At 42.0% G+C, this 18,910-nt stretch carries 20 protein-coding genes; 13 read left to right on the top strand and 7 right to left on the bottom strand.

Translation table 11 applies throughout. The features are described from left to right. Position 1 precedes the first annotated feature (1 nt). Complete coding sequence (locus HNR41_RS06540; protein ID WP_184282962.1) at positions 2-970, top strand: MsnO8 family LLM class oxidoreductase; 969 nt, start codon at positions 2-4, stop codon at positions 968-970. A gap of 46 nt (positions 971-1,016) precedes the next feature. Here the strand turns inward: HNR41_RS06540 and HNR41_RS06535 are convergent, their stop codons facing one another. Beyond that, the gene (locus HNR41_RS06535; protein ID WP_184282960.1) at positions 1,017-2,198 is read right to left on the bottom strand and encodes an MFS transporter; all 1,182 of its coding nucleotides are present in this window, start codon (positions 2,196-2,198) and stop codon (positions 1,017-1,019) included. A gap of 204 nt (positions 2,199-2,402) precedes the next feature. Between HNR41_RS06535 and HNR41_RS06530 the strand changes: the two genes are divergently transcribed. The 4 genes from HNR41_RS06530 to HNR41_RS06515 all read left to right on the top strand — a co-directional run bounded on the left by HNR41_RS06530 (position 2,403) and on the right by HNR41_RS06515 (position 4,889). Further along, on the top strand, positions 2,403-2,996 hold the full coding sequence (locus HNR41_RS06530) for a ribonuclease H1 domain-containing protein (RefSeq protein WP_184282958.1): 594 nt from the start codon (positions 2,403-2,405) through the stop codon (positions 2,994-2,996). A 17-nt stretch (positions 2,997-3,013) separates the two neighbouring features. Continuing rightward, on the top strand, positions 3,014-3,421 hold the full coding sequence (locus HNR41_RS06525; protein WP_184282956.1) for a hypothetical protein: 408 nt from the start codon (positions 3,014-3,016) through the stop codon (positions 3,419-3,421). Between the two features lie 21 nt (positions 3,422-3,442). Beyond that, entirely contained in the window at positions 3,443-4,222 is a 780-nt protein-coding gene (locus tag HNR41_RS06520; protein ID WP_184282954.1) for a Cof-type HAD-IIB family hydrolase, read from the top strand. 202 nt (positions 4,223-4,424) lie between these two features. Further along, positions 4,425-4,889, top strand: coding sequence for a Dps family protein (locus HNR41_RS06515; protein WP_184282952.1), 465 nt, complete (start codon positions 4,425-4,427; stop codon positions 4,887-4,889). A 437-nt stretch (positions 4,890-5,326) separates the two neighbouring features. Here the strand turns inward: HNR41_RS06515 and HNR41_RS06510 are convergent, their stop codons facing one another. From HNR41_RS06510 to HNR41_RS06485, 6 genes are all read right to left on the bottom strand, one after another. Beyond that, positions 5,327-5,986 (bottom strand): metal-dependent transcriptional regulator, encoded by a 660-nt coding sequence (locus HNR41_RS06510; RefSeq protein ID WP_184282950.1) that lies wholly within the window; start codon positions 5,984-5,986, stop codon positions 5,327-5,329. Positions 5,987-6,047: 61 nt separating this feature from the next. Then, the gene (locus HNR41_RS06505) at positions 6,048-6,917 is read right to left on the bottom strand and encodes a metal ABC transporter permease (protein WP_184282948.1); all 870 of its coding nucleotides are present in this window, start codon (positions 6,915-6,917) and stop codon (positions 6,048-6,050) included. Beyond that, a complete protein-coding gene (locus HNR41_RS06500) occupies positions 6,914-7,789 on the bottom strand; it encodes a metal ABC transporter permease (RefSeq protein WP_184282946.1) in 876 nt (291 codons plus the stop codon). Before HNR41_RS06500 ends, HNR41_RS06505 begins: the two co-directional genes overlap by 4 nt. Then, a complete protein-coding gene (locus HNR41_RS06495; RefSeq protein WP_184282944.1) occupies positions 7,777-8,511 on the bottom strand; it encodes a metal ABC transporter ATP-binding protein in 735 nt (244 codons plus the stop codon). Before HNR41_RS06495 ends, HNR41_RS06500 begins: the two co-directional genes overlap by 13 nt. Positions 8,512-8,523: 12 nt before the next feature. After that, the gene (locus HNR41_RS06490; protein WP_184282942.1) at positions 8,524-9,438 is read right to left on the bottom strand and encodes a metal ABC transporter solute-binding protein, Zn/Mn family; all 915 of its coding nucleotides are present in this window, start codon (positions 9,436-9,438) and stop codon (positions 8,524-8,526) included. 134 nt (positions 9,439-9,572) lie between these two features. Continuing rightward, positions 9,573-10,292: an SDR family NAD(P)-dependent oxidoreductase gene (locus HNR41_RS06485; RefSeq protein ID WP_184282940.1), complete on the bottom strand. Its 720-nt coding sequence runs from the start codon at positions 10,290-10,292 to the stop codon at positions 9,573-9,575. Positions 10,293-10,405: 113 nt separating this feature from the next. Between HNR41_RS06485 and HNR41_RS06480 the strand changes: the two genes are divergently transcribed. From HNR41_RS06480 to HNR41_RS06445, 8 genes are all read left to right on the top strand, one after another. Further along, a complete protein-coding gene (locus HNR41_RS06480; RefSeq protein WP_184282938.1) occupies positions 10,406-10,726 on the top strand; it encodes a hypothetical protein in 321 nt (106 codons plus the stop codon). A 15-nt stretch (positions 10,727-10,741) separates the two neighbouring features. Further along, positions 10,742-12,043 (top strand): pyrimidine-nucleoside phosphorylase, encoded by a 1,302-nt coding sequence (locus HNR41_RS06475; protein ID WP_184282936.1) that lies wholly within the window; start codon positions 10,742-10,744, stop codon positions 12,041-12,043. Positions 12,044-12,058: 15 nt separating this feature from the next. Next, complete coding sequence (locus HNR41_RS06470; protein WP_184282933.1) at positions 12,059-13,207, top strand: UTP--glucose-1-phosphate uridylyltransferase; 1,149 nt, start codon at positions 12,059-12,061, stop codon at positions 13,205-13,207. Beyond that, a complete protein-coding gene (gene trhA, locus HNR41_RS06465) occupies positions 13,207-13,917 on the top strand; it encodes a PAQR family membrane homeostasis protein TrhA (protein ID WP_184282930.1) in 711 nt (236 codons plus the stop codon). Before HNR41_RS06470 ends, trhA begins: the two co-directional genes overlap by 1 nt. A gap of 69 nt (positions 13,918-13,986) precedes the next feature. Next, a complete protein-coding gene (proC, locus tag HNR41_RS06460; protein WP_184282928.1) occupies positions 13,987-14,787 on the top strand; it encodes a pyrroline-5-carboxylate reductase in 801 nt (266 codons plus the stop codon). A 72-nt stretch (positions 14,788-14,859) separates the two neighbouring features. Further along, entirely contained in the window at positions 14,860-16,410 is a 1,551-nt protein-coding gene (locus tag HNR41_RS06455; RefSeq protein WP_184282926.1) for an amidohydrolase, read from the top strand. A gap of 89 nt (positions 16,411-16,499) precedes the next feature. Then, positions 16,500-17,549, top strand: a complete 1,050-nt coding sequence (gene salA, locus HNR41_RS06450; protein WP_184282924.1) for an iron-sulfur carrier protein/transcriptional regulator SalA — start codon at positions 16,500-16,502, stop codon at positions 17,547-17,549. Continuing rightward, positions 17,546-18,322 carry a KinB-signaling pathway activation protein gene (locus tag HNR41_RS06445; protein WP_184282922.1) on the top strand — a complete coding sequence of 259 codons (777 nt, stop codon included), beginning with the start codon at positions 17,546-17,548 and terminating at the stop codon, positions 18,320-18,322. Before salA ends, HNR41_RS06445 begins: the two co-directional genes overlap by 4 nt. The last annotated feature ends 588 nt before the right edge of the window (positions 18,323-18,910 follow it).

Below are 18,910 nucleotides of genomic sequence, written 5' to 3'. Positions count from 1 at the left end.
GATGAAACTAAGTATTCTTGATCAGGCGCCTGTTTCTGTAAACATGTCTGCCGGTGAAGCACTGAATAACAGTGTGAGACTGGCCGTGCTTGGTGATGAATTGGGATATACAAGATTCTGGCTGGCAGAACATCATGGCATGAATGGTTTATCATCCAGTGCACCCGAGGTTACACTTGGCGGAATCGGTATGGTGACTGAAAATATTCGACTTGGAAGCGGAGCAACATTGCTGCCGTACTACAAGCCGTATAAAGTGGCCGAGGTGTTCAATACGCTCGCATCTCTCTACGGAAACCGTATCGATATAGGAATCGGCCGTGCACCGGGCGGGGATAACAAAGCGTCCGAAGCACTCAGCGACAACTACCTCCAGCACGCATTTAAAATGCCGGAACTGGTGTCAGAGCTGCAGGGCTATATTAATGATGCCGATAAAAGTCCGAAAGCCATGCCGCTGCCGGATAATAAACCTGAGCTGTGGATGCTCGGTACGAGTGAAAAGAGTGCAGTCTTTGCACGGGATAACAGTATGAATTACTGCTTTGGTAAATTTATGAGCAGCAGCAGTCCGGCGGATGTGCTGGATACTTATCGTGAGAATGGTTCACCTGGTGAAGTGATTATTACTGTGAACGTGTTTTGTCATGCAGATGAAAAATATGCACATGACCTTGCATACAGTTATGCAGTCAATCAGGCATTGAAATCAACCGGCCGCGGTTTTGACGGTGTCGCGGATATTGACGCAGTTTCATCTGTAAAGTTGACTGATGACGAGCGTAAAGAGACAGAACAGATACTGTCCAATCTGATTATCGGGACACCTGAGTCAGTCGGGAAAGAACTGACTGACATGAGTGAAGCTTACCAGGTGGATGAATTTATGGTTGTAACGATTACGCACAGTATAGAAGATAAACTGAACAGCTACCGTCTGCTTGCAGACCATCTGTTAAAACAGCAATAATAAAAAGCTCCGGAAAATCTGTAATGAGATTTCCGGAGCTTTTGTTTTATGACTCTGAAGTGAAGCGGTTTTTATCTTCTATAAAGTGTGTAGCAACCATACAAAGTGCACCAAAGATCAGCATACCGCCTGCAACAAATGTGATTTCCGTATAACTGAAGTTGTGGGACAAAAGAGCCGAACCGAGCGATGCGCCAATCGCATTCGCCAGATTGAATACTGAAGCGGCAAGTGTACCGGCAAGTGCCGGTGCTGTTACTGCAGCAAAGATGATTTTGGCGTTAAGCATCGGTGAAATACCGAATGTCCCAAGACCGAACAGTCCTGCAGCGATATAAGCAAGGTACGGTACCTGCAGCATAAACGTGAGTCCGAACAGCACGATAGCGAGAAACATAATAACGAGCGTTACAGCACCCGTCAGTTTACCGGGCTGTATGCTGCCTGAAGAGAAGTTTCCGATGACAGCAAACGTTCCGAACATCAGCATGCTGAAAGTGACACCGAGGTCTCCCATATTGGCAATTTCCCGGAGCATCGGCTCGAGGAACGTATAAGCAGTGAAGACGCCGGAGAAACCAAAGACAATTGTCACGATCAGCATAATGACGTTCTTGTCTTTCAGTGCTGACAGTTCAGCGGAGATTTTAGGAACTTCTGCTGTTCTGTAGTTTGGTGTCACCAGAATCATACCCATAAGTGTTATCACTCCGAGTGTGACAATCATCCAGAATACAACACGCCAGTCGAGTACAGAACCGATGTAAGAACCGAACGGTACACCGAGCATAACAGCAATAACGAGGCCGCCGTTAACGAGTGCGATTGCACTGGTCTTTTTATGCGGCGGTGAAATCGCCATCGCAAGACTCATCATGACACCGAAGAATGGTGCATGCATTGATGCGGATAACAGACGCGATAGAAGCAGCACTTCGAAGTTTGGTGCGGTTGCTGCAATAATATTGCTGATAATAAATATAGACACTAAAATAAGTAACAATAGTTTTGGTGAGAATTTTAATGTTAACAGCCGGATGACCGGTCCGAACAGTGCGACACTCAGCGCGTACACGCTCAGCAGCAGCCCTGTCGTCGAGACAGCAACATCTAAATCAGCTGCAAATTGAGTGAGTAAACCGGTAACGACATATTCCGTCATTCCGACTGCGAAAGCACCGATCATAAACACTGTAATAATTGTTTTTCTTGAAGGATTTTTAAACATACGCGACTCCTTTTTTGAAGTTTTCTTTTAAAGCACACAGGCGATATTAATACACATTAAATTCAAAGTCCAGAAGGTGCGCTCAGGAAAGTGTTTTCACATAAAATGTCAGTTTATTGAAAATGTTCCTGCTGTAAAAATGACTTAAGCTCATGGTATAATCAGGACTGGTTTTTAATTGATGAATTTTACAGGAGGATACATATGGCGAAATTTTATGCGGTAAGAAAAGGCCATCGTCCCGGCATATATAATACGTGGGCAGCATGTGAAAAAGCAGTTAAAGGATTCAGCGGCGCCGAGTTTAAATCGTTTAAAACGAAAGCTGAAGCGGATAACTTTATGAACAATCTTAAAGATGAAAATAAAAAGATTCCTGCAGGCGAACTTGTCAGCTACGTCGACGGAAGCTATGACAAACGTTCAAATAAAGCAGGCTTCGGCGCGGTGTTTATTATAGATGATAAAGTTATTCACACAGCAGCAAAAAGTACACCGGTAGATCCCAATAATAATCTGTGGAACGTAGCAGCTGAAATCGGCGGTATTCTTTACGCAGTGAAATGGGCGATGGAAGAAGGATATAAAGACATTCATGTTCACTACGACTATGCCGGGCTTGAAAAATGGTACACTGGAGAATGGCAGGCGAAGAACGCTGTTACACAGCAGTACGCAGCACAAATGAACGACTATAAAAAGAATATTAATATCCATTTTTATAAAGTAGCGGCACATACCGGCGTTAAATATAACGAGATGGCGGATGAGCTGGCTAAACAGGGCATCAATAACTAGCGGGAAGGACATCCTATATGTACATATTATTATTTATCCTGGTGGCAGGATTGTTAATTAAATTTGCCATGACGACATTTTTCAATGATGACAGACTGCATTTCTCATTTGACGAACGCAGATACTTCAGTGATGAAAAGGCAATCGCTAAAATTATGAGGCTGAAGCTTGTTAATATTGAGCGCGTGTTTTTTATCGTCATGACAGTGGTATTTGTAATTGGAGCGGTAATATTTTTCACGGGCGGGATTACTTTTGGAATCTGGCTGTTAATCGGTGTAATTATCCTGCAGCTTGTGCTGAATATCGTAACCGACTTCAGACTGTACACAGCATTTCACGATAAATCGAATCTCGTGATGACAGTGATCTGGGGCGGGTTGATTGTCGGCTTAATAATTTTAACGAATATTTATATACTGTAAAAAATATAGAAGAGGTGCATTATGTCGAATAGGAAGTTAATATTTTTTGATATCGATGGAACACTGTACAACTCTGACAAACAGGTGCCGGAAAGTGCGAAGAACGCAGTCCGTCAATTAAAAGAAGATGGTCATATTGTGGCAATCGCTACGGGACGCGGACCGTTTATGTACGACACGCTGCGCGCGGAACTAGGCATTGAAACGTATATCAGTTACAACGGACAGCACATTGTCTTCGAAGGTGAAGTTATTTATGATAATCCAATTGCAAACGGTACACTGGAAAAGTTAAGTGCACAGGCACACAGCAACAATCATCCGATTGCGTTTTGTGATGAGAAGGATCTGCGGGTCAGCACGAAAGAACACGAACATGTTAAAGCAGGTATCGGTTCTTTGAAACTGGACTTCGATGTTTCGGAAGACAAAGCATATTTTGAAAATAATGATATTTACCAGTCGCTGCTGTTTTGTTCTGAAGCGGAAGAAGCAGATTATATTTCAGAGTATGAAGACGTGTACTTCTTAAGATGGCATGAATTTTGTACAGATGTAATTCCTCGAGGCGGATCAAAAGCGGAGGGAATTAAGACGCTGCTTGATAAAATGAATATTGATATTAAAGACGTGTATGCATTCGGCGATGGACCGAATGATGTGGAGATGCTCGAACTAACTGAGAATAGTGTCGCAATGGGAAATGGTGTTCCCGAAGCGAAAGCAGTAAGTAAATATATCACTGGACACGTTGATGAAGACGGCCTCTACGAAGGGCTGAAGCAGACTGGATTATTATAATCCAGTCTTTTTTTATGTTTATAAAACAAAGGCCGGGGTATAGCTATACGTAGCCGGAATTAACAGAGTCTTATTTATAATCATTATAAATAAGTGTTGATATCTCATTCAGGCATGGTATAATAAATATACAGATAAGAATGATTCTAAATAAGGTCTTAAGCGAAAATCCAATTCCTATAAAAGAAAGGTGATTTTTTAAATGGCACAAGTAAAAGAAAAAACACAAGTAATCGAGGCACTTAACAAGCAGCTTGCGAACAATACAGTATTATGGACTAAACTTCATAACTATCACTGGTATGTTAAAGGACCTAACTTCTTTTCATTACACGCTAAATTTGAAGAATTATACGATGCAACAGGCATCTACGTAGATGACATTGCAGAAAGAATTTTAACAATCGGCGGCGAACCGGTTGCGAAGCTTACCGAAGTACTTGAAGAATCAAGTATCGAAGAAGGCGAATACGGCATCGATGCAAAACAAATGGTTAAACAGTTAACAGAAGACTTTGAAGTACTTTCAGCAGAACTTAACCAGGGCGTTAAAACAGCAGAAGACGCTGGCGACGACCGTACAGCAGATATGTTCATCGCGATGGCACAGGATATTGAGAAAAATAACTGGATGCTTAAAGCGTACTTAGGTGAAGACGTAAAATAATATAATATGATAAATTGAAAAACCGATTCCCGGATGAGGGAATCGGTTTTTTGTTTGTACTGCTGGTGAGGATGGTTGTTTAGCTTGTCGTTATAATCTGATGGAGCGCTCATAGAACTTCTGACGGTTTCGGCACTCTATGAAGAGCGCTCATAGCACTTCTGACAGTTTTGGATCTCTATGAAGAGCGCTCATAGAACTTCTGACAGTTTTGGATCTCTATGAAGAGCGCTCATAGAACTTCTGACGGTTTTGGATCTCTATGAGGAGCGCTCATAGAACTCCTGACAGTTTCGGCACTCTATGAAGAGCGCTCATAGAACTCCTGACAGTTTCGGTGCTCTATGAGGAGCGCTCATAGAACTCCCGACAGTTTTGGCACTCTATGAAGAGCGCTCATAGAACTTCCAACTTCCATCTTAACCACAAACACCCAATCATTCACTTTTATCAACTACAAACAAATATTGCGCAATCGTCCGGCTTAATTCAATTTCTTCACCGGTGGTATGGTTTGTAATGTATAGTAAATCGATAGTTTTATCGCGTCCGGTAATTTGAATATCGTCATTGATATTCAGATTCGCACGTTTAAAGTGCTGCACGAGTTTTTCTTCATTTAATATTCTTGCGACGCTGATAATATCGTCGTTTTTAATATCCGATAAACGTATCGATACTTTTTCCTGTGTATCCATCAGTTCAAGCGGGATGGCACCGCCGTGTGGGCAGTGTTCCGGATAGCCTAAATATTTCTCCAGCTGATCTGCTAAAATATCACTCGTCGAGTGCTCCAGCAGTTCGGCTTCGTTATGTACTTCATCGATATTGAAATCGAGATTCTTAACGAGAAACACTTCCCACAAACGATGTTTTCGAATCAGCTTTTTCGCGTATTCAGCACCTGCTTCTGACAGCATACTTCCTTTATAAGGTGTATATTCGACCCAGCCTGTTTTAACAAGACTGTTCATCATTTCAGTCACTGTCGGCGGAGAGATATTCAGCCGCTCGGCAATTTCTTTATTCGGCACCTGGATTTTCCACGCTCCAAGTTCAAACAGCACCTTTAAATAATCTTCTTTTGTTGGGCTCATTGTAACCCTCCATTCACAAAATTCATCTTTAATTATGAAGAACTTTGACGAAACAGGCAAATTAAATTTTCCGGAGCATACGGCGTGATTTCAAAGTCTTCCGTATCCATCCGTTTTTATTGCAAAAGAACACTGCTAAAAATGTCAGAAGTGAAACTGATGCGACGCTGCCCGATATGGAAATATCGGTAAAGTATCCGAATGTGCATCCGGCGAGACTGTTGAATGCAGCAGTCAGCAATGTCAGCCAGATCATATGGGATAAACGTTTGGTGACCAGGTAAGCAGTAATTGCCGGTGTGACGAAAAAGCTTATAACGAGAATAGAGCCTACTGCATCAAATGCGGTCACCGCTGTAACAGACACGAGCGTCATCAGCAGATAGTATATCAGCGTTGTACTGATTCCCGCAGCCGCAGCATAAACCGGGTCAAAACTCGTCACTTTAAGTTCCTTATAAAACATCAGAATGAATAATATATTGATAATCAAAATTACAGTCAGCTGTACAAGCGCATAGGGAAGACTCACACCCAGAATGTCCACACGGTTCAATGGTGCAAACAGTACCTGCCCCATCAGCACGACATCGATATCCAGATGAACATCATCTGCATAACGTGATACTAAAATTACAGCACCTGCAAACAATGCTGTAAAGACAATACCTACTGCAGCGTCCTGTTTCATCATGCCGGATGAAGTAACGAGTTCTATTAAATATACAGTGATCAGTCCGATGACTGCAGCTCCGATAATTAACAGAGGAGAACGCAGGTCAGCAGTAATGAAAAATGCGAGAACGATACCGAGCAGTATCGTGTGGCTGATTGCATCGGTTGTCATTGCCTGTCCTTTTAATACGAGGAACACTCCGAGCAGACTGGTGGCGAGAGCGGTGACTAAAAGCACTGCAAATACTTCTATCATACGGCTTCACCCAGCTTTCTTAAACGGCTTCGTTTCGCGAGTATGCCTTTAGGCGCAAACAGCATAGAGAATACCACGCATACACTCAGTGCAAGTATAATTGCAGGACCTGTTGCGATTCCCGTTAATGCTGTAGAAATATACGTGCCGATAAACGCGGACATTCCGCCCGAAGCTGCAGCGATAATCAGTACAGTCATAAACTTATTCGACCACAGCGTACCGGTCACTGCCGGTGCAATTAAAATATTAACAATCAGCACAGCGCCGACGGCTTTCAAACCGACAGCAATCAGCATGATAGTCATAGCAAGTACGAGTACATTCATAAATCGGATACTGATGCCGACCGTACGGGCATATACCGGATCAAACGTATAAATTTTCAACTGCTGATAATGAATGAAAAAGAGCACAAGGCTTACAACGGATGCTGCAATAATTAAGTAAACATCGCTTTTTAACATATATGCGGCCTGGCCAAAGATGAAATCATCGATGCCCTGTGTCCCGCTGAAGTACGGATTGCCCTGTACATAACTTTTCAATGCCATGCCGAGACCGAAAAAACCGGATAGTACTAATGCGAGCGCACTGTCGAGTGTGATTTTAGAAGAACCGGTAATGATATGAATCAGCTGAAAAGCGATTATGCCGAACAGCACAGCACCGATTACGAGTATGGAAGTTTCCATAACGTTAAACAGCATAAATGCGAGGACGACACCGGGAAATGTAGCGTGCCCGATTGCATCACCGATTAAGCTCTGTCCTTTAATGACACTGATTGTACCGACGATACCTGCAGCTGCTGATAAAATGACGGTGCCGATTGCGACAATCAGAAAAGAGTAACTCGTCAGGATATCCATGATTCATCACTCTTTTCATAATATGCCGCATTAATATTATCTTCAGTCCAGACATCTTCCACCGGACCTGCTGCAATAATTTCCTTGTTTAATATAATGACCCGGTTAAAATAGTCGGGAACTGTATTGAGGTTATGATGTACAACTAAAAACGTCTTGCCTTCAGCCTGAAGTTTTTTCATCGTATCGATAATCAGTTTTTCTGTCGTAATATCTATCCCCTGAAGCGGTTCATCCATAATATAAATGTTCGCATCATGTGCAATGGCCCGGGCTAAAAAGACACGCTGACGCTGACCGCCCGAAAGCTCTGAAATCTGACGGTCTTTAAACTGTGACATCTTCATCGTTTCGAGTGCATCGAGCGCAATTTTTTTATCTTTTTTATTCGGGCGCTTAAATAATCCTTTGTGAACGTAACGTCCCATAAGCACCACATCAAAAACAGTAGCGGGGAAGTCCCAGTTCACTTCGCCTTTTTGCGGGACGTAAGCAACTTCTTTAAGTGCGGATTTATGCGTGCTGCCTAATACCGCGGATTCGCCGGATACAGGTTTGACTAATTTCATAATGGCTTTAATTAATGTGGATTTACCGGCTCCGTTTGGTCCGACGATAGCAGTGCGGCTTCCAGTTTCAACGCCGATATCGAGTTTCCAGATTACCGGTTTATCGCTGTAGGCTACACTCAGATTTTTCGTGCTGATTGCATATTCAGTCATCGCTTATCCTCCTTATTTTAAATGGTCGGCAATAATATTAATGTTATGGCGGTACATATCTATATATGTATCACCGGGGCTGCCTTCTGGTGCGAGTGAATCGGACAACAGTTCATTGTCTTCTCCGCTGACCACTTCTACATCGCCGCCCTGTGAACGGACGATTTCTTTCAGGCGGGTCATGCGGTCGGGATTCGTTGTTGTTTCAACGAAAATCGATTTAATATTATTATCCGCGATCAGTTTTGCAGTTGCCTGAATCTGATTATTCGATACTTCACTGTCTGTAGAGAACCCCTGCGGTGCGTGTACTTCGATATCATAGCTGCTTTCAAGATAGCCGAAAGCATCATGCGGTGTAATCAGCATTCGTGAATCTTCCGGAATCTCATTGATACGGTCAGTCACGAACTGATCCAGCTCATCGAGCTCAGTGATGTAGTACTTGTAATTCTGCTCATACAAACCAGCATCCCCGGGATTATATTTAATCAGAGTATCTTTAACAGCAGTGAATGCCTGTTTATATAATCCGATATCGAACCAGAAATGCGGATCTGCTGTTGTACCGTCTTCTTCCTCCATTTCCTCGAGGTTTTCATATTGAAAGTCTTCAGTAATAGAAACGCCTTCAGTTAAAATAGCTGTCATTCGTCCTTCGAAATTTAAGCCGTGATACAGCGTTACATCTGCATTGCCCAGTACACGAAGGTCGCTTGCTTTCGGTTCATAAACATGCGGGTCTTCGCCGGCAGGAATAATCATTTCCGTATTAAAACCGTCCACGCCATTTTCCAAAACAGCAACCATGTCATTGATAAACGTCGTCGTTACAGCAAGATTCGGTTTATCATTATCAGCTGCTGTCCCGCCGCTGCATGCAGAAAGGAAAAGTGCTGTTAATGTCAGTATAAGTATTTTTCTCATAAAGAAACTCCTTTATATAATCGTATGTCGTTAGGCTACCCTAAACTTTAAATTTAGTCAAGCCAAATAAAATGAAGGCATAAAGAAACCGTTTGGAAAGAAAGCCTTCCAAACGGTAATTTTTAAATTTTAATTTATTCTGCATTTTGCGGATTGGTTGCCCACATTTCGCTGTTTTTAACGAATGTACGCGGATGAATTTTCAGCTGATTGACGATAATGTCAGCGATATCTTCAGGGTGAGTCATCGTTTCAGGATCGAGTGTCGGCGTACCGATTAAATCTGTCAGCACTGCGGACGGTGTTAAATACTGTACGCGTATGTTGTTTTTGCGAACTTCACGCATCACACCTTCAGTGAGACCGATGACTGCATGTTTAGTTGCTGAATATAATGCACTGCCTGCCGATGACCGCAGTCCGGATACAGATGCAATATTAACTACATCGCCTGAATTCTGCTCTTTCATATGAGAAAGAACTTCTTTCATCATATAGTACATGCCGAATACGTTAACATCGATCATCCGGCGGAACATGTCTTCATTATCATCGAAGAAACTGCCGTTTCCCATAATTCCTGCATTATTAATCAGTATATCGATTTTTCCGAAATCATCTAATACTTCGGCCACAATACTTTGTATATCTTCTTTAACTGAAACATCACCGCTGATGGCGATTGCTTTTACATCTTTTTTCTCCAATGTTAAAAGTGCATCCTTTAAAGACTCGTTATCACGGCCGACAATTGCCACGTTAACGCCGTTGTCTGCAAGCGCCTGCGCGGTTTTCAAACCAATTCCTCGCGAACCGCCGGTAACTAAAGCAGTTTTCCCTTGTAAGTCCTGCATATTTGTACCTCCTGATTTATGTTCATGTTATGAATTACAGCATATTTTAAGTATAATGAAGATATTAAAAAGATGAAATGGATATGCCTGTTAAACAGAGAGGAGGGTTTACGATGGCTGAACGCGGACAGACTAATATTTTTGATGATGTGATTAAGGATGATGAGTCGTTTGTAATCGTGGTGCAGGAAGTACTGGATAATAACGGCGAGCTGCACAAGAGGATTTTACGTGAATATCCGAGCCTTGACCAGACAGCAATGAGGAATTTGTTTGTTCATTTGAAGGATACTTATACTAATGAAAAACACAGTGAAAATGGCACATATTTCGATATAACAGTGTATACTAATGAAGATTATGCGGCAGAGAATATTTATGCGCATACGAAACGTTATAAAAATAAGAAGGAATGGACGGCAACGTCTAAATAGAAGGAGTACTTTACAATGAGAATGGTAGATATTATAGCAAACAAGCGTGACAACAAAGAACTGACTAAAGAAGAAATCGAATTCTTCATTAATGGATATACAAATGGTGAAATTCCGGACTATCAGGCATCAGCGTTATTAATGGCTGTTTTCTTCAACGATATGACACCTGAAGAGTCTGCTAACCTGACAATGGCAATGGTTAATTCGGGCGATCAGATTGATTTATCTGCAATCGACGGAATTAAAGTTGATAAACATTCTACAGGCGGTGTCGGCGATACAACGACATTAGTGCTTGCACCTTTAGTAGCAGCACTCGGCGTACCAGTTGCAAAAATGAGCGGACGCGGTCTCGGTCACACAGGCGGAACAATCGATAAGCTTGAAGCTTTAAAAGGGTTCCACGTTGAATTAACCCAGGATGATTTCGTAAACCTTGTTAACCAGGACAAAGTTGCAGTTATCGGACAGTCGGGCAACCTGACTCCTGCTGATAAATTAATCTATGCACTGCGTGATGTTACAGCAACGGTAAACTCTATCCCGCTAATCGCAAGCTCAATTATGAGTAAGAAAATTGCTGCAGGTGCAGATGCCATTGTACTCGATGTTAAAGTCGGAGATGGTGCATTCATGAAGACTGAGGAAGATGCAGTCGCACTTGCTGAAACAATGGTACGCATCGGTAATGATGTCGGCCGCCGCACGATGGCGATTATTTCAAGCATGGAAGAGCCGCTCGGCTATGCTGTCGGTAATGCGAACGAAGTTAAAGAAGCCATTGATACGCTTAAAGGCGAAGGTCCTGAAGACTTAACTGAATTATCATTAACGCTTGCAGCGCAGATGGCAGTTGTCGGCGGAAAAGCGAAAGATCTTGAAGAAGCACGCACGATGCTTGAAGCGGTTATTAAAGACGGCAGTGCTTTAGAGAAATTTAAAGTATTCGTTAACAACCAGGGCGGCGACGGTTCACTTGTCGACAATCCTGAAAATCTGCCGCAGGCAGAATACCACTGCGATGTAACTTCAGATGAAGAAGGATACGTTGAAGTCATCGATGCAGAAAATATCGGTGTTGCAGCATCGCTTCTTGGTGCGGGACGTCAGACTAAAGAAGATCAAATCGACCTTGCGGTCGGTATTGTCCTTGAAAAGAAAGTCGGCGACTACGTAAACAAAGGCGATGTGATTGCTAAAATTGCATCAAACACTGAAAACGTGGAAAATGTTGTTCAGAAAATTACAGCCAGCTACCACTTAGGTAAAGAACAGAAGAAAACTCAGCTCATCAAACGTATTATTACTTCATAAGTTAGGAGAAAAAACATGATTGAAAAATGGATTCCGCAATACAGCAAGCTTGAAGAAACTAAGCAGAATGAAGTAAGAGAACAATTTGATGCACTCGATATTAAAACTGTCGAACGTGTTTACGATAAAACATATGTGAATCAGACAGAAGTGGATTTATCTTCAGTAGAAGAAGTCCCTTATGTCCTTAAATCAGAACTTGATCTTGACGCTGTAAGTGAAGCGGCAGACAAAGCAGTTCGCGATGGTGAAGTTGCAGTTGTACTGATGGCCGGCGGTCAGGGTACCAGACTTGAGCACCCGGGTCCGAAAGGAACATTCTCTTTTGACGGCGTGTCATTATTCGAACTGCAGGCAAGGCAAATCCTCAAGTATAAAAATGAAGCAGGCGAACTGAAAGTTCACTGGTACATCATGACGAGTGATATAAATCATGAAGAAACGCTTCTCTTCTTTAAAGAGCACGGATTCTTTAACGTGCCTGAAGAAAACATTCATTTCTTTAAACAGGAGCACTTCCCGCCATTAACTAAAGACGGCGAACTGATGCTGACTGCTGAGCAGAATATTATGCTGACGCCTAACGGCAACGGCGGTATCTTCAGTTCATTAAAAAACAGCGGCATGCTTAATGAAATGGAAGCGAACGGCGTGCAGCACGTATTTATGAATAACGTTGACAACGTTGTAGTTAAGGTGCTTGATCCGGCACTTGTCGGCCTTCACGTTACAGAAAACAACGATATTACATCGAAATCAATTACACCAAAATCAGGTGAATCGGTCGGCCGTCTGGCAATAATGAACGGTGACAAAGGTGTTGTTGAATATACAGAACTGCCTGCAGGCAGCGAAGATAAATTCACGAATGCCAATATTGGTATCCACATGTACTCAACAAACTTTTTAAACAAAGCAGCTGACGGTGAAATGCCTTACCATCTGGCCCTGAAAAAATTGGAACACCTTGACGGTGAGTTATCGGTTGTGAAAGAGGAAGTACTGAAGTTTGAGAAGTTCTACTTCGACGCATTTAAGTATGCTGATAAACACAACACATTACAGGTAGACAGAAAAGGTGAATTCTCACCGCTTAAAAATAAAGCTGGAAATGACAGCATCGAAACTGCTGCTAAAGATTTAACTGAAGAAGGACTGATTTAATGACCGAAGAGTCAAATTCAAAGCGCAGCAAATACAATGAAGAAGAAGTATCAACTAGAATAGAACGTACATTGAAAAATGTCGTACCACTCACATTCGGCGAAGAGGTGGGTAATGCGGTCAGTCATGGTGTTGCAGCGATAGTATTTATCATGCTGCTGCCGTTTACTGCTGTTTATATGTATGAAGCGGGCGGCACGCCGCACGCTGTCGGCGGTTCGATATTCGTCATCAGTATGCTGTTAATGTTTTTGACATCGACACTTTATCATTCGATGGAGCACAATACGAGTCATAAATATGTTATGCGTCTTCTCGATCACAGCTTTATTTATGTTGCGATTGCAGGAACGTATACGCCGATAGCAATTTCTGTCGTCGGCGGAACGTTCGGCATAGTCATACTGATTATCCAGTGGACTGCGACAATACTCGGTATTTTATATAAAGTACTGTCCCCTGTCGTGAACGAAAAAGTCAGTCTGGCGATTTATTTAATTATGGGATGGTCTGCAGTTGCGTTCATTCCTTCTATTATAAGTGAAACTTCGTGGGTATTTATCGTACTGATTTTACTCGGCGGATTGTCATACACTGCAGGTGCATGGTTTTATGCTCAGAAAACACGTAAATATTTCCATATGATCTGGCACTTTTTTATCATTATTGCAGCAATATGCCACTATACAGCAATCGTTTTTTACATCTGATGCAGCATACATGAAATAGTATGATAATATATACAGCTTACGTATAATAAACTGACCGGGGTGGAAATAATGAAAATAGTATTTTTTGGCGCAGGCAATATGGCCAGTGCAATATTTACAGGTATGATTGATAAAGGTATCGTCAAACCGGATGATATTTATATTACGAGCAAATCAAACCGTGTAGCAGCGATGGAATTTAAAGAAGAACTTGGTGTGAATGTATCATATGATGATGCGGAGCTGTGTAAAGACGCAGACTACATCATTCTTGCAAGCAAGCCGCAGAACTTCAGCGATGTTGCAAAACGTATCCGTCCGCATCTTGAAGAGAAAACGAAACTGATATCGGTAATGGCAGGTATTCATATTTCAACGATTCAGGAAGAAACAGGTATGGATAATCCTGTTGCGAGAATTATGCCGAATACCAATGCGATGGTTCAGTACTCTGTTAACGGAATCGCATTCTCGGATAACTTCAAGAACAGAGATGAACTTATTGAACTGATGGCGAGCTTTGGCAAAAATGTTGTCGTCGGCGAAGAAGGCATGGATAATATTACGGCAGCGACCGGTTCAGGTCCTGCATTTCTGTACTATATATATGAACAGTATGCAAAAAGTCTTGAAGAGCTTGGGTTTTCAAAAGAGGATGCAGATAAACTGACAAGAAATCTGGTTATCGGCACAGGTAAAACTTTAGCGGAACGTTCTGAGTCATTTGAAAAACTGCGTACGGATATTACATCAAAAGCAGGTACGACTGAAGCGGGTCTCGATACGCTCAGCGAATCAAAACTGCAGGAAATCATTTTTGAGACACTTGGCAGCGCGCGAGACCGCAGTAAAAAATTAAGTGAACGATAAATGAATCTGGAAATACTTTCATATATAATAATATATGAAAGTATTTTTTTATGGATGAAAGGTATGGGGTAAATGTCGACATTATATTATAACGGAACAATCTATACGATGACCGGGAACATGGATACGGTGAACGCTGTATTAATAAGTAACGGACTGATTGAAAAAACAGGCAGGTATGAAGAACTGGAAATGCTGGCGGATGAATTTATCGATCTGAAGGGTAAAACTATGATGCCCGCATTAACAGATGTGCATCAGCATCTGGTCATGATCGGCAAGAAGCTGGAACTGCTTGCACTTGATGATGTGACGGATATTGATGAAATGAAACAGCAGGTCAAAGCATTCAAAACGAACCGTACGTGGAACAACATTCTCGGCTACGATGAAAATAACTTTGAAGACCAATATAAAATCTCTATTAAAGAACTTGATGAGCTGACGGATAAGCCAACTCTCATTACACGTATTTGTGCACATGCCGGTGTGGTGAACTCGGCAGCATTTGAAGCACTGAACATTACGAAAGATACTGAAAATCCTGAAGGTGGATATTTTGAACGGGACGAACACGGTGAACTGACAGGATGGGTATACGATAAAGCCTTCGAAGAAATACGTGCGGCAACGGTTGAAGATACGACTGAATCGCTCGGAGAAGATATTGCACGCGGCGTGAAATATTTACAGTCGCTCGGTATTGCGAATGCACACACTGAAGATCTTGCGTATTACGGTGACTTTAATGTTCCGCTCGATGCTTATTTAAATACACTCGGTAAAGATGCATTAAAATTCAGAGTGAATCTGCTGACGCATGAACAGGTATATGAAGATGTTGTTAACGCAGACAAGATATATAAAGAGAACTTTGTTGAACGCGACGCAATGAAAATTTTCGCAGATGGTGCATTCGGTGCGAAGACCGCACTGGTCAGCGAACCGTATGTGGATTCAACTGATAAAGGACTGCAGATTCATACAGTGGAGAAACTGGAGCAGATGGTTCAGACTGCCCGCTCAAACAATGATGCGGTTGCTGTTCATATGATCGGTGATCATGCAATTGAAATGGTGCTTGATGCCATTGAGAAATATCCTGTGCCAAAAGGCAAGCATGATCGTCTGATTCATATCAGTCTGCTGCGTCCGGATTTAATTGATCGTATTGCAAATCTGCCGGTTGTCTGTGATATTCAGCCGACATTCCTGACTTCCGATATGCCCTGGGTAGCGGAGTATATAGGAGAAGAACGCGCGAAATATCTGTATCCGTTTAAAACTCTCCTCGATAAAGGTGTCATTATGGGCGGTTCATCCGATGCACCGATTGAAAAAGTAAATCCTTTTCTTGGTATCCACGCACTGATGACACGTGAAGATAACGGCGCGGTTTATAATCCGGCAGAAATTGTTTCCCGTTTTGACGCATTTAAGATGTATACCGTTGAAGCGGCTAAGATTGTCTACAGAGAGAATATACAGGGTAAAATCGAAGCGGGTTATTTTGCGGACTTTATCGTGCTGGACAGAGATGTCATGACAGTAAGCCCGGATGAGCTTAAAGAAACGAAAGTTTTAAAAACAATTATCGACGGTGACATCGTTTTTGAAATGTAACCGGAAATTCACTTTTGGAATATATTAGTAGTACTGATGTTGTGTTATTATTAACAGTATTGAATCAAGTCGAATGAAGGAGCATATACATGATTACTGAAAGTCAGGTAAGAGAACTCGTAGGAAATTTGGAAGACCCGATTTTAAACGTGCCGATCAGTGAAACTGAAGGTATTTTAGAGATCAGTATTAAAGAAGAGAAAAAACACGTCAGTGTTAAAATAGCAATCGGCCGTCAGGGCGGTCAGGAACAGCTTGAGCTGCAGATGAAAATCGTCAGCCTGCTTAAAGAAGAAGGCGCAGACAGTGTCGGTCTTCGTTTCGAAGAACTGCCGGATGAGACAATTGAGAAATTCCGTTCAACGCGCGGAAGTGCAATGGAGCGCGGCTTCACACTTGGTAAAACAGAATTTATTTCAGTGGCATCAGGTAAAGGCGGCGTCGGTAAATCAACAGTTGCAGTTAACCTTGCAGTTGCACTCGCAAGAGAAGGTAAAAAAGTCGGTCTGATTGATGCGGATATTTACGGTTTCAGTGTACCGGACATGATGGGTATTACAGAACGTCCGATGCTTGACGGTGAAACGATTATTCCTGTAAAACGATTTGGTGTTGAAGTGATTTCAATGGCATTCTTCGTTGAAGAGAATACTCCTGTTATATGGAGAGGACCGATGTTAGGACAGATGCTGACAAGCTTCTTCGAAGAAGTGAAGTGGGGAGATTTAGACTATCTGCTGCTGGATCTGCCTCCGGGTACAGGCGACGTGGCACTGGATATTCACCAGATGCTGCCGCACAGTAAGGAAATTATCGTTACAACACCGCATCCGACTGCGGCATTTGTTGCAGCAAGAGCGGGAGCAATGGCTCAGCACACGGATCACGAAATTATCGGTGTAGTAGAAAACATGAGTTACTTTGAAAGTAAAGAAACAGGAAACAGAGAATATATCTTCGGTAAAGGCGGCGGGCAGAAACTTGCAGATGAATTAAACACGCCATTACTTGGCCAGCTGCCTCTTGGCCAGCCGAAATGGAACGAAAAAGATTTTGCGCCGTCAGTATATGAAAATGATGAAATCAGTGCAGTGTACACAGAAATGGCGAAGAAAGTGATCGGGGGCACTGCTGAATGACGTCAAAGTATTTGGTTAAATTTTATTTTGTTACCTTACTGATTGGTGCGGGGATTACTACCGCAATCAGTCTCGTAACAGAATACGATACTGTAACAAAGTATTTGTTCGAGGCACAGTTCGGTGATTTCCTTGTCGGCTTTACATTTATGCTCGGTTACGGACTGTTAATAGCGACAGTCAGCCAGGTTGTTTTCTACATATACTTATTCATCCATCCACTCGGCATGGGAATATTCAGAAGAGCATGGCCGTATATCCAGCTCCTTCTAATAATGTATGCGATATTCGACCTGTTCTATCTGCGCTTCAGACAAGTCGGTATAGACCACGGATCTACATGGTCATTTATTTGGATACCGATTATAGTAGTAATTGCCGGAACCGGTTTTGCATACTATAAGAATATGATTACTGAATCAAACGTATTTATATCTTCACTGTTCTTTATGATTTTTATGACGTCACTGACGCTGCTGCCGTTTATATCAGTGGAAGATACGAACTGGATTTACCGTTCTGTCTTTACAGTAATTCTGACAAACGCCTACCAGCTGATCAGACTGCCTAAGTATATAGAAGACTCTGAGCAGGAGAAACGTGAAAGAGGACGTATTACGAGAAGTGATATTAACGAACAGAAACGTGAAGAACTGAAAAAAGAAGCAGAAGTAAAACGTGCTAAAGAGGAAAACCAGATTAAAGCGCGTGAGAAGATGGGCTACAAGAATAAGACCAGACAAGCTTCGAAACAGGATAATAATAAGAAATAATGTATTAATGTGCATTGCCTAAAAGAATATAGTAAGCGTAAAGCCCGCAGAATCAACGTTCTGCGGGCTTTTTATATATTATATATAAAGAATGCATAAAAAGCGTTGACGTATCCGCCGTAGCTTGGTAAGATATAAAAGTCGTCAAAACACGACGCAACAAAACTTAACAAGTTAAATATAACTTTAAAAAAGTTGTTGCATCTGTAAAGTAGACATGTTATGATATGTAAGTCGTCTAAACACGGCAAACAAAACTTAACAAAACAAATCGAAATTAGTTGTTGTATCTGAATGTTGGATGTGCTAAGATATAAAGGTCGCTCCAAACGCGATGTAATCAAAACTTTATAATCTTAACAAGAACTTAATAATAGTTGTTGCATCTGTAAAACAGACGTGTTAAGATAACTAAGCAGTCAACGAGATTGCAGAAAACACACAAAGAACATTGAAAACTGAATGACAATATGTCAACGTTTAATTCCGAATAAAAAAGTCTTCTATTATATAGGAGCACAGATTGAGGCGAACAATTAAAACGCAAACGAGATACTGTCAGCAGTATCACAAAGAGCTTAAGTTTAA

The organism is Jeotgalicoccus coquinae (assembly GCF_014207425.1).
Lineage (GTDB): Bacteria > Bacillota > Bacilli > Staphylococcales > Salinicoccaceae > Jeotgalicoccus > Jeotgalicoccus coquinae.
This window is presented reverse-complemented; position numbering and strand designations above follow the sequence as displayed.

Coding starts and splice junctions, on each gene's coding strand:
- HNR41_RS06540 (WP_184282962.1), top strand. CDS start 2: ATGAAACTAAGTATTCTTGATCAGGCGCCTGTTTCTGTAAACATGTCT.
- HNR41_RS06535 (WP_184282960.1), bottom strand. CDS start 2,198: ATGTTTAAAAATCCTTCAAGAAAAACAATTATTACAGTGTTTATGATC.
- HNR41_RS06530 (WP_184282958.1), top strand. CDS start 2,403: ATGGCGAAATTTTATGCGGTAAGAAAAGGCCATCGTCCCGGCATATAT.
- HNR41_RS06525 (WP_184282956.1), top strand. CDS start 3,014: ATGTACATATTATTATTTATCCTGGTGGCAGGATTGTTAATTAAATTT.
- HNR41_RS06520 (WP_184282954.1), top strand. CDS start 3,443: ATGTCGAATAGGAAGTTAATATTTTTTGATATCGATGGAACACTGTAC.
- HNR41_RS06515 (WP_184282952.1), top strand. CDS start 4,425: ATGGCACAAGTAAAAGAAAAAACACAAGTAATCGAGGCACTTAACAAG.
- HNR41_RS06510 (WP_184282950.1), bottom strand. CDS start 5,986: ATGAGCCCAACAAAAGAAGATTATTTAAAGGTGCTGTTTGAACTTGGA.
- HNR41_RS06505 (WP_184282948.1), bottom strand. CDS start 6,917: ATGATAGAAGTATTTGCAGTGCTTTTAGTCACCGCTCTCGCCACCAGT.
- HNR41_RS06500 (WP_184282946.1), bottom strand. CDS start 7,789: ATGGATATCCTGACGAGTTACTCTTTTCTGATTGTCGCAATCGGCACC.
- HNR41_RS06495 (WP_184282944.1), bottom strand. CDS start 8,511: ATGACTGAATATGCAATCAGCACGAAAAATCTGAGTGTAGCCTACAGC.
- HNR41_RS06490 (WP_184282942.1), bottom strand. CDS start 9,438: ATGAGAAAAATACTTATACTGACATTAACAGCACTTTTCCTTTCTGCA.
- HNR41_RS06485 (WP_184282940.1), bottom strand. CDS start 10,292: ATGCAGGACTTACAAGGGAAAACTGCTTTAGTTACCGGCGGTTCGCGA.
- HNR41_RS06480 (WP_184282938.1), top strand. CDS start 10,406: ATGGCTGAACGCGGACAGACTAATATTTTTGATGATGTGATTAAGGAT.
- HNR41_RS06475 (WP_184282936.1), top strand. CDS start 10,742: ATGAGAATGGTAGATATTATAGCAAACAAGCGTGACAACAAAGAACTG.
- HNR41_RS06470 (WP_184282933.1), top strand. CDS start 12,059: ATGATTGAAAAATGGATTCCGCAATACAGCAAGCTTGAAGAAACTAAG.
- trhA (WP_184282930.1), top strand. CDS start 13,207: ATGACCGAAGAGTCAAATTCAAAGCGCAGCAAATACAATGAAGAAGAA.
- proC (WP_184282928.1), top strand. CDS start 13,987: ATGAAAATAGTATTTTTTGGCGCAGGCAATATGGCCAGTGCAATATTT.
- HNR41_RS06455 (WP_184282926.1), top strand. CDS start 14,860: ATGTCGACATTATATTATAACGGAACAATCTATACGATGACCGGGAAC.
- salA (WP_184282924.1), top strand. CDS start 16,500: ATGATTACTGAAAGTCAGGTAAGAGAACTCGTAGGAAATTTGGAAGAC.
- HNR41_RS06445 (WP_184282922.1), top strand. CDS start 17,546: ATGACGTCAAAGTATTTGGTTAAATTTTATTTTGTTACCTTACTGATT.